At 60.0% G+C, this 14,882-nt stretch carries 15 protein-coding genes; 5 read left to right on the top strand and 10 right to left on the bottom strand.

Annotation, left to right across the window (positions count from 1 at the left end; translation table 11 throughout):
• Nucleotides 1–92: 92 nt before the first annotated feature.
• Nucleotides 93–2,234: a catalase HPII gene (gene katE / locus AC3WMT_RS03135; protein WP_103302930.1), complete on the bottom strand. Its 2,142-nt coding sequence runs from the start codon at nucleotides 2,232–2,234 to the stop codon at nucleotides 93–95.
• A 260-nt stretch (nucleotides 2,235–2,494) separates the two neighbouring features.
• Here katE and AC3WMT_RS03130 point away from each other — a divergent pair, with 260 nt between their 5' ends.
• The 3 genes from AC3WMT_RS03130 (at nucleotide 2,495) to AC3WMT_RS03120 (ending at nucleotide 5,024) form a co-directional block, all read left to right on the top strand.
• Entirely contained in the window at nucleotides 2,495–3,502 is a 1,008-nt protein-coding gene (locus AC3WMT_RS03130) for a methionine ABC transporter ATP-binding protein (RefSeq protein WP_103302931.1), read from the top strand.
• Nucleotides 3,502–4,176: a methionine ABC transporter permease gene (locus tag AC3WMT_RS03125; protein ID WP_103302932.1), complete on the top strand. Its 675-nt coding sequence runs from the start codon at nucleotides 3,502–3,504 to the stop codon at nucleotides 4,174–4,176. The genes AC3WMT_RS03130 and AC3WMT_RS03125 overlap by 1 nt, the downstream gene beginning before the upstream one ends.
• Before the next feature lie 77 nt (nucleotides 4,177–4,253).
• Complete coding sequence (locus AC3WMT_RS03120; protein ID WP_103302933.1) at nucleotides 4,254–5,024, top strand: MetQ/NlpA family ABC transporter substrate-binding protein; 771 nt, start codon at nucleotides 4,254–4,256, stop codon at nucleotides 5,022–5,024.
• Nucleotides 5,025–5,203: 179 nt separating this feature from the next.
• Here the strand turns inward: AC3WMT_RS03120 and AC3WMT_RS03115 are convergent, their stop codons facing one another.
• Genes AC3WMT_RS03115 through AC3WMT_RS03095 form a run of 5 tightly spaced genes read right to left on the bottom strand, consistent with a single transcriptional unit; the run spans nucleotide 5,204 to nucleotide 9,112 of the window.
• Nucleotides 5,204–5,839 carry an SCO family protein gene (locus tag AC3WMT_RS03115; protein ID WP_103302935.1) on the bottom strand — a complete coding sequence of 212 codons (636 nt, stop codon included), beginning with the start codon at nucleotides 5,837–5,839 and terminating at the stop codon, nucleotides 5,204–5,206.
• A complete protein-coding gene (cyoE, locus tag AC3WMT_RS03110; RefSeq protein WP_103302936.1) occupies nucleotides 5,836–6,735 on the bottom strand; it encodes a heme o synthase in 900 nt (299 codons plus the stop codon). Before cyoE ends, AC3WMT_RS03115 begins: the two co-directional genes overlap by 4 nt.
• Nucleotides 6,723–7,802: a COX15/CtaA family protein gene (locus AC3WMT_RS03105; RefSeq protein WP_103302937.1), complete on the bottom strand. Its 1,080-nt coding sequence runs from the start codon at nucleotides 7,800–7,802 to the stop codon at nucleotides 6,723–6,725. The genes cyoE and AC3WMT_RS03105 overlap by 13 nt, the downstream gene beginning before the upstream one ends.
• A 10-nt stretch (nucleotides 7,803–7,812) precedes the next feature.
• On the bottom strand, nucleotides 7,813–8,406 hold the full coding sequence (locus AC3WMT_RS03100) for a PA_0111/PP_0108 family redox-active disulfide protein (RefSeq protein WP_103302938.1): 594 nt from the start codon (nucleotides 8,404–8,406) through the stop codon (nucleotides 7,813–7,815).
• Nucleotides 8,372–9,112, bottom strand: coding sequence for an SURF1 family protein (locus AC3WMT_RS03095; RefSeq protein ID WP_103302939.1), 741 nt, complete (start codon nucleotides 9,110–9,112; stop codon nucleotides 8,372–8,374). The genes AC3WMT_RS03100 and AC3WMT_RS03095 overlap by 35 nt, the downstream gene beginning before the upstream one ends.
• Nucleotides 9,113–9,182: 70 nt before the next feature.
• Here AC3WMT_RS03095 and AC3WMT_RS03090 point away from each other — a divergent pair, with 70 nt between their 5' ends.
• Nucleotides 9,183–9,386 (top strand): twin transmembrane helix small protein, encoded by a 204-nt coding sequence (locus tag AC3WMT_RS03090; protein WP_041073718.1) that lies wholly within the window; start codon nucleotides 9,183–9,185, stop codon nucleotides 9,384–9,386.
• Between the two features lie 9 nt (nucleotides 9,387–9,395).
• On the opposite strand, the gene AC3WMT_RS03085 is transcribed toward AC3WMT_RS03090, so the two are convergent.
• From AC3WMT_RS03085 to coxB, 4 genes are all read right to left on the bottom strand, one after another.
• On the bottom strand, nucleotides 9,396–10,283 hold the full coding sequence (locus AC3WMT_RS03085; RefSeq protein ID WP_103302940.1) for a cytochrome c oxidase subunit 3: 888 nt from the start codon (nucleotides 10,281–10,283) through the stop codon (nucleotides 9,396–9,398).
• A gap of 25 nt (nucleotides 10,284–10,308) precedes the next feature.
• Entirely contained in the window at nucleotides 10,309–10,860 is a 552-nt protein-coding gene (locus AC3WMT_RS03080) for a cytochrome c oxidase assembly protein (protein WP_103302941.1), read from the bottom strand.
• 129 nt (nucleotides 10,861–10,989) lie between these two features.
• The gene (ctaD, locus tag AC3WMT_RS03075; RefSeq protein ID WP_103302942.1) at nucleotides 10,990–12,576 is read right to left on the bottom strand and encodes a cytochrome c oxidase subunit I; all 1,587 of its coding nucleotides are present in this window, start codon (nucleotides 12,574–12,576) and stop codon (nucleotides 10,990–10,992) included.
• A gap of 82 nt (nucleotides 12,577–12,658) precedes the next feature.
• Nucleotides 12,659–13,786 carry a cytochrome c oxidase subunit II gene (gene coxB, locus AC3WMT_RS03070; RefSeq protein ID WP_103302943.1) on the bottom strand — a complete coding sequence of 376 codons (1,128 nt, stop codon included), beginning with the start codon at nucleotides 13,784–13,786 and terminating at the stop codon, nucleotides 12,659–12,661.
• Nucleotides 13,787–14,155: 369 nt separating this feature from the next.
• On the opposite strand from coxB, the gene AC3WMT_RS03065 reads away from it, so the two are divergent.
• The gene (locus tag AC3WMT_RS03065) at nucleotides 14,156–14,788 is read left to right on the top strand and encodes a hypothetical protein (RefSeq protein WP_103302944.1); all 633 of its coding nucleotides are present in this window, start codon (nucleotides 14,156–14,158) and stop codon (nucleotides 14,786–14,788) included.
• Nucleotides 14,789–14,882 lie beyond the last annotated feature (94 nt).

Below are 14,882 nucleotides of genomic sequence, written 5' to 3'. Positions count from 1 at the left end.
AAGCATCGCGGGCAAGCCCGCTCCCAAAGGTACAGCGTGATCCTGTGGGAGCGGGCTTGCCCGCGATAACGTCTTACCAGTCGGCGAATTTCTTAGGCCGGAATGGCTTTCGCCTTAGGCTCCCGAGCCCAGACACGATGCTGCCCGATCGCGGCAAAGAACGGCTTGGTCAGCGCACCAACATCCTTGCCCTCCAGCAACCCGGCATCTGCCTCCAGCTTCAAAACATCCAACAACTGCTTGGCTTCGCCCTGAAGTGCAATCGCCTTCAGATGCTTGTATGCCTCCAGCACGTAATGCAGAGCCACGCCGTCACCGCTTAGTGCTTTGACCGACGCCGCACCACCTGGCACGAACACCGCATCGAAAATTACCGAAGGCATGCCTTCCATCGATGCATCCACTGGCAAGCTTTTACCGTCGGCAGTCTTCACTGGCGCCGAAGTCGGGCCAAGCAACTTGGCATGCGCACCTTCAGCGGCCAATGCCTTCTTCATTGCATCAATCGCCGCACCATCAACGCCGTTGGCAGCAAGAATCGCCACTTTTCGCGTCTTGATGTTCTCCGGCAACAGATTGGCCTGACTCAGCGAAGGCGAATTGTCGAAGGAGGTTTTGCGCACCTCCACCGTGCCTTTGGTTGGTGCCGGCAGACCCAGATTGGCCGCCACACGTTTGGCCAGTTCCAGATCGATGTTGGCGAGAATCTCGTTCACCTCACGTGCTCGGATGAACTCACGCTCAACCTTACCCAGCTCGAAGCTATAGGCGGCGATGATGTGCTCTTTCTCATGGGCACTCATGCTGTTGAAGAACAGCCGCGCTTGCGAGAAGTGATCGCTGAACGATTCGCTGCGCTGGCGGATCTTGGCGGCGTCGATGCGTTCCGGGTACGTCTCGAAACCACCGTCCTGCGCGGCCGGCGGGGTTTCTTTCGGCCAGCCACCGTCAATCGAGTTCGGCTCGTAAGACGCACGACCCTTGTCGATCACCGTGCGGTGCTGGGCATCACGCTGACCGTTGTGGAACGGCGCGACCGGGCGGTTGATCGGCAGCTCGTGAAAGTTCGGCCCGCCAAGTCGGCTGATCTGCGTATCGGTGTAGGAAAACAGACGACCTTGCAGCAGCGGGTCGTTGGAGAAGTCGATCCCCGGCACGATATGGCCCGGGCAGAACGCGACCTGCTCGGTCTCGGCAAAGAAGTTGTCCGGATTGCGATTGAGGGTCATTTTGCCCAGCGGCGTAATCGGCACGATTTCTTCGGGGATCAGCTTGGTCGGGTCGAGGATGTCGAAATCGAAGTCATGCTCGTTTTCCTCCTCGATGACCTGCACGCCCAGCTCCCATTCCGGGTAGTCACCCATCTCGATGGCTTCCCAGAGGTCGCGACGGTGGTAGTCGGTGTCTTTACCGGCGAGCTTCTGCGCTTCGTCCCAGACCAGCGAGCAAGTGCCGGCGGTAGGGCGCCAGTGGAATTTGACGAAGCGCGATTTGCCCTCGGCGTTGACCAGCCGGAAGGTATGCACGCCAAAGCCCTGCATGCTGCGCAGGCTTTTCGGGATCGCCCGGTCGGACATGGCCCAGATGACCATGTGTGCCGATTCCGGCACCAGTGAAACGAAATCCCAGAAGGTGTCGTGGGCCGAGCCGCCGGTCGGGATTTCGTTGTGCGGTTCAGGTTTTACCGCGTGGACGAAGTCGGGAAACTTGATCGCATCCTGAATGAAGAACACCGGCATGTTGTTGCCGACCAGGTCGAAGTTACCTTCATCGGTGAAGAACTTCACCGCGAAACCGCGCACGTCACGTACGGTGTCGCCGGAGCCGCGGGGTCCTTGAACAGTGGAAAAGCGCACGAATACCGGGGTCTTTTTCCCCGGATCCTGTAGGAAGCCAGCCTTGGTCAGAGCGGCATGGTTCTCGTAAGCCTGAAAGAAACCGTGTGCGCCGGTGCCGCGGGCGTGGACGATGCGCTCCGGGATCCGCTCATGGTCAAAGTGCGTGATCTTTTCACGCATGATGAAGTCTTCCAGCAGCGATGGGCCGCGGGCGCCCACCTTGAGGGTGTTCTGGTTGTCGGCGATTTTCACGCCCTGGTTGGTGCGCAGGGCCTGGCCGGTGGCGTCGGAGCGAAATTTCTCCAGGCTGTCGAGTTTGGTATTGGTGTTGGCGCGATCCGGGGTATCGGTTCCAGCCAGTTCACTTTTGCCGGTGGTAGGTTTCTTGGTACTCATCAGACGTAAACTCCTCGTTTGACCCCTTTTCAACGGGGACTCTTGAGCGTTTCCGGGCACGGTTACCCAGGGTTTCAAGTCGCTTAACTAGTGACCGATGAGCAGGAACGGGCGTTCCTTTTTTATGACCTTTGATCTTGTTATTGCCAAATCGAAGGTTAATTGCGAAATAAATGCTAAGAACCTCTATACGGACAGGCTAAAATGCGCGCCCGGCTAACCGCTGATCCTTTTCTAACGCGCCCCACAAGGTTCGCTACGTGATCGAGTTTCAAAACGTCCACAAGACTTACCGCGTCGCCGGTAAGGACATTCCCGCCCTGCACCCGACCAGTCTGAAGATTGAGAACGGTCAGGTCTTCGGCCTGATCGGTCATTCCGGTGCGGGCAAAAGTACCCTGCTGCGTCTGATCAATCGCCTGGAACAATCCAGTGGCGGCAAGATCATCGTCGACGGCGAAGAAGTCACCGCGCTGGACGCCAACGGCCTGCGCCGTTTCCGCCAGCAAGTCGGGATGATCTTCCAGCACTTCAACCTGCTCGCCTCCAAGACCGTGGCCGACAACGTTGCGTTGCCGCTGACCCTGGCCGGTGAGTTGTCGAGCAGCGAAATCAACAAGCGCGTCGCCGAGCTGCTCAAGCGCGTCGGCCTGTCCGATCACGCCAAGAAGTACCCGGCGCAGTTGTCCGGCGGCCAGAAGCAGCGCGTCGGCATCGCCCGCGCCCTGGCGACCAAGCCGAAAATCCTGCTCTGCGACGAGGCCACCAGCGCTCTCGACCCGCAAACCACGGCGTCGGTTCTGCAACTGCTGGCCGAGATCAACCGCGAACTGAAGCTGACCATCGTGCTGATCACCCACGAGATGGATGTGATCCGCCGCGTCTGCGATCAGGTTGGCGTGATGGATGCCGGCGTGATCGTCGAGCAAGGTTCGGTGGCCGATGTGTTCCTGCATCCGCAGCACCCGACCACCAAGCGTTTCGTCCAGGAAAGCGAGCAGATCGACGAAAGCGAGCAGCGCGATGACTTCGCTCACGTGCCCGGCCGCATCGTGCGTCTGACCTTCCAGGGCGAAGCGACCTACGCGCCGTTGCTGGGCACCGTCGCCCGGGAAACCGGCGTCGACTACAGCATCCTCGCCGGTCGCATCGACCGCATCAAAGACATTCCGTACGGGCAATTGACCCTCGCCGTCACCGGTGGCGACATGGAAGCGGCCTTCGCCCGCTTCACCGCCGCTGACGTTCACATGGAGGTATTGCGCTAATGGAAGACCTGATCAGTTTCTTCACCAATATCGACTGGTACGAAATCTGGCTGGCCACCGGCGACACCATGCTGATGCTTGGCGGTTCGCTGCTGTTCACCGTGCTGCTCGGCCTGCCGCTGGGCGTGTTGCTGTTCCTCTGCAGCCCGCGTCAGCTTCTGGAAAACCGTGGCTTCTACGCGGTCATGTCGCTGGCGGTGAACATTCTGCGTTCGCTGCCGTTCATTATTCTGCTGATCGTGATGATCCCGTTCACCGTGCTGATTACTGGCACGTCGCTGGGCGTGGCCGGTGCGATTCCGCCGTTGGTGGTCGGGGCCACGCCGTTCTTCGCGCGTCTGGTGGAAACCGCGCTGCGTGAAGTCGATCGCGGCATCATCGAAGCAACCCAGTCGATGGGCGCGACCACGCGGCAGATCATCATGAACGCCTTGCTGCCGGAAGCCCGTCCGGGCATCTTTGCAGCGATAACGGTGACGGCGATTACCTTGGTGTCCTATACGGCGATGGCCGGTGTGGTCGGCGCCGGTGGCCTGGGTGACCTGGCGATCCGTTTCGGTTATCAGCGTTTCCAGACCGACGTGATGATCGTCACCGTGGTGCTGCTGTTGATCCTGGTGCAAGTGTTGCAAATGGTCGGTGATCGACTGGTCGTACATTTCTCGCGCAAATAACCGGTTTTTGTAACTTAGAGATGAGCCGGCCATTCGCTGGCAGGCGCCAGACGGGCGCCTCAAAAGGAGTTAGCTGAATGAAAAAACTGATCGCTGCTTTCGCTGCCGTTGCGGCATTCTCGGCCCACGCCGAAACCCTGACCGTTGCCGCCACTCCGGTGCCGCACGCGGAAATCCTCGAATTCGTGAAGCCGGCTCTGGCCAAAGAAGGCGTGGATCTGAAGGTCAAGGTCTTCACCGACTACATTCAGCCAAACGTACAGGTTGCCGAAAAGCGTCTGGACGCCAACTTCTTCCAGCACCAGCCGTACCTCGATGAGTTCAACAAAGCCAAGGGCACCAGCCTGGTGGCTGTGACTGGTGTGCACCTGGAACCGCTGGGCGCTTACTCGAGCAAGATCAAGGATCTGAAAGACCTGCCAAGCGGCGCCAACGTGGTGATCCCGAACGACGCCACCAACGGCGGCCGTGCGCTGTTGCTGCTGGCCAAGGCTGGCGTGATCACTCTGAAGGACCCGACCAACATTCTGTCGACCCTCAAAGACATCGCCCAAAACCCGAAAGATCTGAAAATCCGTGAACTGGAAGCCGCGACCATTCCGCGCGTGCTGACCCAGGTCGATCTGGCCCTGATCAACACCAACTACGCACTGGAAGCCAAGCTCGATCCGTCCAAGGACGCGCTGGTGATCGAAGGCAACGACTCACCTTACGTGAACATCCTCGTGTCCCGTGCGGACAACAAGGACAGCGATGCAATGAAGAAACTGGCTGCCGCCCTGCACAGCCCGGAAGTGAAGCAATTCATCACCGAGAAGTACAAGGGTGCGGTATTGCCGGCGTTCTGAGACAGATTGCTGCAACCTGATCGTGCCCACGCTCTGCGTGGGCATGCATCTCCGGACGCTCCGCGTCCTCTGGGACGCAGAGCGTCCCTTGCTGCATTCCCACGCAGAGCGTGGGAACGATCAAAAACAAAAGGGGACGCCAATGGCGTCCCCTTTTTTGTGTCCGAGCTTTGCTGCGGTTATTTGCGGTTAAGCATCACCGGCAGCTGCGCTACCAGTTTGGCGTTGTTCAACGGCGCACGGATAAAGCCACGCTGCGTACCATCCGGGCCGATCACCGCGAGGTTGCCGCTATGGTCGACGGTGTAATTCGGCTTGGTGGTGTCCGCTGGAATAAACGGAATGCTTACCGCGTTCGCCACTTTCTGCAGCTCTTCAATCGAGGTCGGCGTCAGGCCGACAAACTGCGGATCGAAGTAACCCAGGTATTGCTTCAGCTGCTTCGGGTTATCCCGGTTCGGGTCAACGCTGACCAGCACGATCTGCAACTTGTCCACAGCGTCTTTAGGCAGTTCGCTCTTGATCTGCCGCAGTTGCGCCAATGTGGTCGGGCAGATGTCCGGGCAGAAGGTGTAGCCGAAAAACAGCAGGCTCCACTTGCCCTTCAACTCGTCGATGGCGACCGGTTTGCCGTCCTGATCGGTCATCGTCACGTTCGGCAGGGTGCGGCTCTGCGGCAGCAGAATAATGCCGGCGTCGATCAGCGCGGTCGGGTCGCCCTGGCCCTTGCCGCTCAGCACCTTGTTGACGGTAAGCCCGAGGATCAGCGCGATCACGGCGACGAGGATGAAGACGGTTTTCTGGGTTCGAGTCATAGGTTCAACAGTAAGTAGTGGTCTACGAGCAGGGCGATGAACAGCAGAAACAAGTACCAGATAGAGTACTTGAACGTGTTGATCGCCGCATGCGGCCGAGTGCCACGGTACAGCACCACGGCCCATTGCAGAAACCTTGCGCCGAGGGCGAGGGCGCATATCAGGTAGAGCGCGCCGCTCATATGGATCACGTACGGCAGCAGGCTGACCGCAAGCAGCGCGAAGGTGTACAGCAGAATGTGCACCTTGGTGTAGTGCTCGCCGTGAGTGACCGGCAGCATCGGGATGTCGGCCTTGGCGTATTCCTCTTTGCGATGGATCGCCAGCGCCCAAAAGTGCGGCGGCGTCCAGGCGAAGATGATCAGCACCAGCAACAGCGGTTCGGCGCTGACGTGGCCGGTGGCGGCGGTCCAGCCGAGCAGCGGCGGTGCGGCGCCGGCGAGGCCGCCGATGACGATGTTCTGCGGCGTCGCGCGTTTAAGAAAACCGGTGTAGATCACCGCGTAACCGAGCAGCGAAGCCAGCGTCAGCCATGCCGTCAGCGCATTGGTGAAGGTCAGCAGCAACGCCTGACCGAGCAGCGCCAACACCAGCGCAAAGGTCAGTGCAGCGGCAGGCGAAACCCGGCCCTCGGCCATTGGCCGTTTATGCGTGCGCGCCATCACCGCATCAATGCGCCGATCCACCACATGATTGACCGCCGCCGCACCGCCGGCACACAGCGCGATGCCCAGATTGCCGAACACCAGCACCGTCCACGGCACCCCGGCGCGGGTCGCGAGGAACATGCCGACCAGCGAAGTGATCAGCATCAGCACCACGACTTTTGGCTTGGTCAGCTCCAGATAGTCACGCCAGATCGCCTGATGCGGGCGTTCGCCAATCAGAATCGCCACGGCGTTTCTCCTTTTATTGTGATGGGCGCGGCCGCGTGTTTACGCGGGCTCAGGCGCCAGCGCGCGAGCACCGGTTGTTTGACCCGGACCAGACTGGTCCGCGCGTGGTAATTGACCAGCACCATGGTCATTAACAGCGCCGCACCGCCGGCGTTATGCGCCACGGCCACCGGCAGCGGCAGATGGAACAGCACGTTGCTGATGCCGAGGGTGATCTGTGCGCCGAGCGCGACCACGACTAATCCGGCCAACCGCGTCATGCCGACCACTTTCAATTGCCACGCCAGACCGAGCAGCACCAACGTCACCAACAGCGCGCCGATGCGGTGGGTCAAATGAATCGCCGTGCGCGCATCGCTGTCGAGTTGTCCACCCAGATAATTCGGGCCGATGTGTTGAGTCAGGTGAAAGCCGTTGGCGAAGTCGGCGGGTGGCAGCCATTGGCCGTGGCAGGTCGGGAAGTCGATGCAGGCCACCGCCGCATAATTGGAACTGACCCAGCCACCGAGGGCGATCTGGCCGATCACCAGTAACAGGCCAGCGGTCGCCCAATACTGCAAACGCTTGGGCACGGTCAGCGCCGGCAGCACCCCGGACAATCGCAACGTCAGCAAAAACAGCAGGCTCAAGGTCGCAAAACCGCCAAGCAAATGCCCGGTGACCACTTGCGGCCAGAGCTTGAGCGTCACCGTCCACATGCCGAACGCCGCTTGCGCAAACACCACCGCCAACAGAAACAGCGGCAGTTTCAACGGCAGCCCCGGATGACGCCGATTGACCCAGGCGCGCCCGGCCAGAATCGAAATGAGCAGGCCGAGGGTGCCGGCGAAGTAGCGGTGGATCATCTCGTTCCAGCCCTTGTGCGCCTCCACCGGCGAGTCGGGGTAATGCAGTTCGGCATGGGCCAGTTGGGCTTCGCTTTTTGGCACGCTGATAAAGCCGTAGCAGCCCGGCCAGTCCGGACAGCCCAGACCTGCGTGGGTCAGGCGGGTGTAGGCGCCGAGCAGCACCACAATCAGGGCCAGCAGGGTGGCAAACAGCGCGAGGCGAAATCCAGGTTTGGCCATGACGATGCCCTTATCCGATGTTCGACAGTTTCAGCAGGTGACGCAGGTCGTTGAGCAAGTCCTTGCCTTTGACGTTCGGGTCGTAGCGCAGCACCAGATTGCCGTGCGGGTCGATGATCCACAGTTGTGGGGTGGCTTTGTCGCCAGTGGTCTTGCTGAAGGTGGTGACATCCAGTGGGTAGCGTTGAAGTTGCGGATATTCACGGGTCAATTTGGCTTCGTAGTCAGCACCCAAAGGCTGTGCGGCGGCCAGGGCGTGGCTGGCGCGGCTGGCATCACGACCGAGGCCGATCTGGATCTGCCGCGCCAGATACACCAACTGCTGGCAATCGACGGCGCAATCCTTGGGCGCGGTGACCAGCATCTGCCAGCGCTGCTCATCGGCGACCACGCCAAGGTCGGCGCGAGTCTGACCGTTGCCGATCAGTTCGCCGTGGTAGCTGCGACCCTCCGGCACCCAGAACTGCAACTTGTACATGCCGGTGGCGAGGATCATCGGACCGATCACGCCGAGCACAATCAGCAGCAGTTGAATGCGCCCACGCCGGCGGGTGGCGGCAGGTTTCGCCTCAGACATGCTGGGTGGATTCATGGCCGTTCCCATGTTTTTTCTCCTTTGCGTTGTGCAAGCCCAAATAGAGGTAGAGGCCAAGCAGGGCTGTGGCCATGGCGAACCACTGCACGGCGTAACCGAGGTGTTTTTCCGGGCCCATGGCGACCACCGGCCAATCGGCCTCGTAGCTGGCCGGGCCTTGTTCTGCACGCACCTCGTAGGCGAAGCCGTCGCGGTCGAGGGTTTTCCACAACTTGGCCGGCTCGACGGCGGTGATGGTTTGCGGCCAGGTGCTGCTGACCGGATCGGCGTGCAGCTGGAAGGTTGCGCCGGGGGCGACGTAGACCCAGGCGTCGAGATTCAGCGCATCAGTGGGCGTGGTGAATTGCGGCGGCACGCGGCGATCCGGCCACGGCAGCCAACCGCGATTGACCAGCAGCCACAGGCCGCTGCGTTGATCCTGAAACGGTTGCAGCAGTTCGACACCGACCTTGCCGTTACGCTGGCGGTTGTCGAGCAGCAAGCTGTGCGCGGCGTCGAACTGGCCATATAGATGCACGCGGCGATAGGCCGGGTCGGCGCTGTGCAGCAATTCGCTGCTGGCCATCGGCTCGGCGGCGCGACGTTCGGCATAACTGGCGAGCAGGGCGGTTTTCTCGGCGCCACGGCTCAATTGCCAGAAGCCCAGCGACACCAGCAGCGGCAGCAACAACGCTACGACAATCGTCGGAATGAGCCCCGGCCGAAAGCGCTTCATGGCCGCGCCACAAAGTCAGTCGTCGCGATCGCTATACTCAACTGCATCGCCTGTCCCCCGGAGTCTTCCCATGCTCAAAGCAGCCATCGTCGTGCTGCTGATTGCCACGGTGATCAGCCTGTTCAGCGGCCTGTTTTTCCTGGTCAAGGACGACAGCAGCTCGAATCGCCTGGTCATCGCCTTGAGTGTTCGGGTGGCATTGGCCGCTGCAACCGTCGGCTTGATCGCCTGGGGTTTCTACAGCGGCCAACTGGTGTCGCATGCGCCTTGGTAGCGTTGCTCCTCAGAGCACATAAACGAAGATGAACAAGCCGATCCACACCACATCGACGAAGTGCCAATACCAGCTCGCCGCTTCGAAACCGAACTGATGCTCGGCGTCGAAGTGACCCTTCATGATGCGCATCAGCATCACAAACAGAATGATCGTACCGATGGTGACGTGGGCGCCGTGGAAACCGGTGAGCATGAAGAATGTCGCGCCGTAGATGCCCGAACCGAGGGTCAGGCCCAGTTCGTGATAGGCGTGAATGTATTCCTCAGCTTGAAAACCGAGGAACGCGCAGCCGAGCAGCACGGTGATCGCCAGCCAGATTTTCAGCGCGCCGCGATGGCCCTTCTTCAGCGCATGGTGGGCGATGGTGATGGTCACACTGGAGCTGACCAGCAGAATCGTGTTGATCAGCGGCAGGCCCCACGGGCTGATGACTTCCTTCGGTGGCGGGAACAGTTTCGGATCCGGGGTATGCAGCAGCGGCCAGGTGAACTGGAAGTTCGGCCAGAGCATGTGGGCGATGCCTTTCGGGCCTTCGCCACCCAGCGCCGGGCCGGAGACGTGTCGCACGTAAAACAGCGCACCGAAGAACGCGGCGAAGAACATCACCTCGGAAAAGATGAACCAACTCATGCCCCAGCGAAACGAGCGATCCAGCTGCGGGCTGTACAGCCCTGAGCGGCTTTCCTTGATCACCGTGCCGAACCAGCCGAACAGCATGTACGCCAGCAGCAGTCCGCCGACGAAAAAGATGTACGGCCCATGGGATTCCGGGCGTGCGGCTTTTAGATCGTTGAACCAGGTGGCGAGGCCGTACACGGTGATGGCCATGCCGAAGGTGGCGATGATCGGCCATTTGCTCTGGGCCGGAACGTAATAATGCTCATGAGTTGCCATTTATTGTTCTCCTTATCGAGCACGCTCAACCGCCAGTGTTTACAGCTACCGGAGGATGTCGGGCGGTGATATCGAACAGCGTGTAGGACAGCGTCAGGTGCTTCACATCCTTGGGCATGTCGCGGTCAACAATGAAGCGCACCGGCATCTCGATCTGCTGACCGGGCTGCAGCACCTGCTGGGTAAAACAAAAACATTCGGTCTTGTGGAAATACGCCGCCGCGTTGCTCGGCGCGATGCTCGGCACGGCTTGCGCACTCATCGGTTTGTCGGTGGGATTACGCGCGATGAAGATCATCTCGTTGACCGCGCCGGGGTTGGCGGTGAGTTCGTCGTGCTTGGGGTAGAAATCCCATGGCATGTCGGCGGTGTTGGTCGACAGAAACTGCACGCGCACCTGGCGCGAAGTGTCGACCACCTGCTCGCCCTCGTACTGCCCGGCGGTCTTGCCGTTGATGCCGAACGCTTTGCACATCACGTCGTAGATCGGCACCAGGGCAAAGCCGAAGACAAACATCGCCACCACCACCCCGAGCAGGCGGGTGACGAGTTTCTTCATCGAGATCGAGTCAGCCATGGTTCCAACCCTCTGCCGAGAACCCTGTGGGAGCTGGCTTGCCAGCGATGGCTGCCTGACTGACACACTGCAATGGCCCCATCGCTGGCAAGCCAGCTCCCACAATGTTTGTCACAGGGCGGAAAGTGTTCATTTCACTTCCGGCGGTGTGGTGAAGGTGTGATACGGCGCCGGGGACGGCACGCTCCATTCCAGGCCTTCAGCGCCATCCCACGGTTTGGCCGGTGCCGGCGGGCCGCCGCGAATGGTCTTGATCACGATGAACAGAAAGAACAGCTGCGTGGTGCCGAACATGAACGCGCCAATCGAGGAGACCATGTTGAAGTCGGCGAATTGCAGGTTGTAGTCCGGAATCCGTCGTGGCATCCCCGCCAGACCGACGAAATGCATCGGGAAGAACGTCAGGTTCATGCCGACGAACGACAGCCAGAAATGCAGCTTGCCGAGGGTTTCGTCGTACATGTGGCCGGTCCATTTCGGCAGCCAGTAGTAGGTGGAGGCGAAGATCCCGAAGATCGCCCCCGGCACCAGCACGTAGTGGAAATGCGCGACCACGAAGTAGGTGTCCTGATACTGGAAGTCCGCCGGAGCGATGGCCAGCATCAGTCCGGAGAAACCGCCGATTGAGAACAGGATCACGAACGCCACGGCAAACAGCATTGGCGTTTCGAAGGTCAGTGAGCCCTGCCACATGGTGCTGGCCCAGTTGAACACTTTCACCCCGGTCGGCACCGCGATCAGCAGGGTCGCGTACATGAAGAACAGCTCGCCCACCAGCGGGATGCCCACCACGAACATGTGGTGCGCCCAGACGATGAATGACAGAAACGCGATGCTCGCTGTGGCGTAGACCATCGAGGTGTAGCCGAACAGCGGCTTGCGCGAAAACGTCGGGATGATCGAGCTGACGGCGCCGAACGCCGGCAGGATCATGATGTACACCTCGGGATGCCCGAAGAACCAGAACACATGCTGGAACAGCACCGGGTCACCGCCACCGGCGGCACTGAAGAAACTGGTGCCGAAGTGGATATCCATCAGCATCATCGTCACGCACCCGGCCAGCACCGGCATCACCGCTATCAGCAGGAACGCGGTGATCAGCCAGGTCCAGACGAACAGCGGCATTTTCATCAGGGTCATGCCGGGGGCGCGCAGGTTGAGGATGGTGGCGACCACGTTGATCGCGCCCATGATCGAACTGATCCCCATCAGGTGGATGGCGAAAATGAAGTAGGTCACGCTTTCGGGGGCGTAGGTCGTCGACAGCGGTGCGTAGAACGTCCAGCCGAAATTCGGCCCGCCACCGGCGGTGAACAGGGTCGAAACCAGCAGGATGAAGGCTGCCGGCAACAGCCAGAAGCTGAAGTTGTTCATCCGTGGCAGCGCCATGTCCGGCGCGCCGATCATCAACGGGATCATCCAGTTGGCGAGGCCGACGAAGGCCGGCATGACCGCACCGAAGACCATCACCAGACCGTGCATGGTGGTCATCTGGTTGAAGAACGCCGGCTCGACGATTTGCAGTCCCGGCTGGAACAGTTCGGCGCGAATCACCATCGCGAACGTACCGCCGAGCAGGAACATGGAAAACGCAAACCACAGGTACAGCGTGCCGATGTCCTTGTGGTTGGTGGTCAGCACCCAGCGCATCAGGCCTTTGGCGGGGCCGTGGGCGTGGTCGGCATGACCGTGGTCATCGATTACAGCGCTCATGGCCTGTCTCCTGTAAACGAGTGAGCTGGGCGGGCCGAGGCGCGATGCTCCGGCCGATGGATTGTCTGCGCGATAGACCGGCTCATTTGCTTTCCGCCTGTTTCAGCTCCAGCACTTCTTTTGGCGTGACCATGTCGCCCTTGTTGTTGCCCCAGGCGTTACGTTCATAGGTCACGACCGCCGCGATATCGACTTCCGACAGCTGCTTGCCGAACGCTGCCATGGCGGTGCCGGGCTTGCCGTGGAAGACAATGCTCAAATGGCCTTCTTTCGGTCCGGTGGCGATTTTCGAGCCTTTGAGTGCCGGGAACATTGGCGGCAGGCCCTGGCCTTCGGCCTGGTGACAGGCGACGCAGGTGGTGTGATAGATCTTGTCGCCACGCTCCTTGAGTTCGTCGAGCGTCCATTCCTTGCTGGTCAACTCTTTGAGCTGCGCGGCTTCGGCTTTGCGGTCGGCGAGCCACTTGTCGTAATCGGCCTTCTCCTTGACCTCGACCACGATCGGCATGAAGCCGTGATCCTTGCCGCAGAGTTCGGCGCACTGGCCACGGTAAATGCCGGGCTTGTCGATGCGCGTCCACGCCTCGTTGACGAACCCCGGAATCGCGTCGCGCTTGACCGCAAACGCCGGCACCCACCACGAGTGGATAACGTCGGCGGAGGTTACAAGGAAGCGCACCTTGGCCCCGGTCGGCAGCACCAATGGCTTGTCGACTTCGAGCAGGTAATGCTCGCCCTTGGCTTCCTTGTTGTGGATCTGTTCGGCGGGGGTGGCCAGGTTGCTGAAGAACTCGACGTCCTGGCCCAGGTATTTGTAGTGCCACTTCCACTGATAACCGGTGATCTGGATATCGATATCCGGCTCACTGGTGTCGTACATCTTGATCAGGGTGGCGGTCGCCGGAACGGCCATCGCCACCAGTATCACGAACGGCACGATGGTCCAGAGGATTTCGACGGTGGTGCTTTCGTGGAATTTTGCGGCGACCTGCCCGGTAGAACGGCGGTGCACCATCATCGACCAGAACATGGCGCCGAAGACGATGATCCCGATCACCACACAGATCCAGAAAATGGTCATGTGCAGGTCGAATACTGCGTGACTGATTTCAGTCGCTCCAGGCGCCATATTCACAGTCCAGGCGGCATGCGCCGGACTGAAAATCGACCACAACAGGAGGCCCATCCAGACGTGTGGATGTCGCATCATTGCGGGTTCCCCTTATCGTTCTTGTTATCCCGCCGGCTTTCGCCTGCGGCAAGGGAGCGGCTGCATCAGACTACGAACTTGAATCGCCGGGCCTTGCTGCGGGTGCAGTCGGGCGTCATCAGCTAACTCCATTCATTGGCGAGTATAGACAGCGGCGGGAAATTGCAATGTGCACACGTAAATCAACTGAAACAGCTGACACTTGCGTTCAAGGGCACGAATGGAGAAGGATGCAGACGAGTGGTGGCAAACCGATATAACGCAGGCGCATCAAGGATGAAATAATTATGACAAATGCGTCTTAGCATTTTTCGTAAGCCAGCTAACTTATGTCTTCCCTATTTCATTGCCTTGTTTCCTGGAGTTTTCATGAACACCGCCGCATTGCGCGAGCAGATCCAAAAAGCCCGACAACACGAAAACGAAACCGGACGGTTGACCCGTCAACTGGAAGAACAACTGCCTCACCTGCACCCCTCTATCCAATTACCGGAGACGGATGCCAAGGCTGTATTGACGCGTTTTGTCGAAGCCTATATCGACGAAGTACCTGACCTGCTGGACGCAGCCAATGAAGTCGCCAGGGAAGCGGGAATCGAGTCACAGATCAAACCGGTGCTGAAAATCGCCGAGCAGTATTTCCTCCAGCCTCCGGTTGGCCTGGAACATCTGCTGGACGAAGCCTATCTGGCGCACCGCTTTGTCGAAGAGGTCAACGACCTGTACATCAAGCATTTCGGCCAGCCACTGATCCCTTTGGACATGACGGTCGCCAATCTGATTGCTCACCAGTTACTCGGTGAGAAATTTGCCAACGAACTGGATGAAGTCGTGCACCACGCGGTGGACAGCATGCTCGACGATGACAGCTTTGCGCTGGAGTCGGTGGAAGCCTACCGCGAAAAACTCAGCAGCCCTGATACCGGCGCCGCGTGGAAGCGCTGGCCGTGCATGAGCCGCCGACTGGGTGTGGGCCTGGAGCTGGATCAACCCGCCGCGTAACTCCGCGTCACACCACAAATACCTGTGGGAGCTGGCTTGCCAGCGATTACGGTGGATCATCCAACATCTCTGTTGACTGACACACCGCTATCGC

Source organism: Pseudomonas sp. FW305-7, from assembly GCF_058786735.1.
Note: the sequence above shows the minus strand (reverse complement) of the source record. Positions and strands in the feature narration are given on the sequence as shown.

What these genes read in the sequence shown, in the direction of transcription:
- katE (WP_103302930.1), bottom strand. Translation starts at nt 2,234, where the DNA reads ATGAGTACCAAGAAACCTACCACCGGCAAAAGTGAACTGGCTGGAACC.
- AC3WMT_RS03125 (WP_103302932.1), top strand. Translation starts at nt 3,502, where the DNA reads ATGGAAGACCTGATCAGTTTCTTCACCAATATCGACTGGTACGAAATC.
- AC3WMT_RS03120 (WP_103302933.1), top strand. Translation starts at nt 4,254, where the DNA reads ATGAAAAAACTGATCGCTGCTTTCGCTGCCGTTGCGGCATTCTCGGCC.
- AC3WMT_RS03115 (WP_103302935.1), bottom strand. Translation starts at nt 5,839, where the DNA reads ATGACTCGAACCCAGAAAACCGTCTTCATCCTCGTCGCCGTGATCGCG.
- AC3WMT_RS03105 (WP_103302937.1), bottom strand. Translation starts at nt 7,802, where the DNA reads ATGGCCAAACCTGGATTTCGCCTCGCGCTGTTTGCCACCCTGCTGGCC.
- AC3WMT_RS03100 (WP_103302938.1), bottom strand. Translation starts at nt 8,406, where the DNA reads ATGGGAACGGCCATGAATCCACCCAGCATGTCTGAGGCGAAACCTGCC.
- AC3WMT_RS03095 (WP_103302939.1), bottom strand. Translation starts at nt 9,112, where the DNA reads ATGAAGCGCTTTCGGCCGGGGCTCATTCCGACGATTGTCGTAGCGTTG.
- AC3WMT_RS03090 (WP_041073718.1), top strand. Translation starts at nt 9,183, where the DNA reads ATGCTCAAAGCAGCCATCGTCGTGCTGCTGATTGCCACGGTGATCAGC.
- AC3WMT_RS03085 (WP_103302940.1), bottom strand. Translation starts at nt 10,283, where the DNA reads ATGGCAACTCATGAGCATTATTACGTTCCGGCCCAGAGCAAATGGCCG.
- AC3WMT_RS03080 (WP_103302941.1), bottom strand. Translation starts at nt 10,860, where the DNA reads ATGGCTGACTCGATCTCGATGAAGAAACTCGTCACCCGCCTGCTCGGG.
- ctaD (WP_103302942.1), bottom strand. Translation starts at nt 12,576, where the DNA reads ATGAGCGCTGTAATCGATGACCACGGTCATGCCGACCACGCCCACGGC.
- coxB (WP_103302943.1), bottom strand. Translation starts at nt 13,786, where the DNA reads ATGATGCGACATCCACACGTCTGGATGGGCCTCCTGTTGTGGTCGATT.
- AC3WMT_RS03065 (WP_103302944.1), top strand. Translation starts at nt 14,156, where the DNA reads ATGAACACCGCCGCATTGCGCGAGCAGATCCAAAAAGCCCGACAACAC.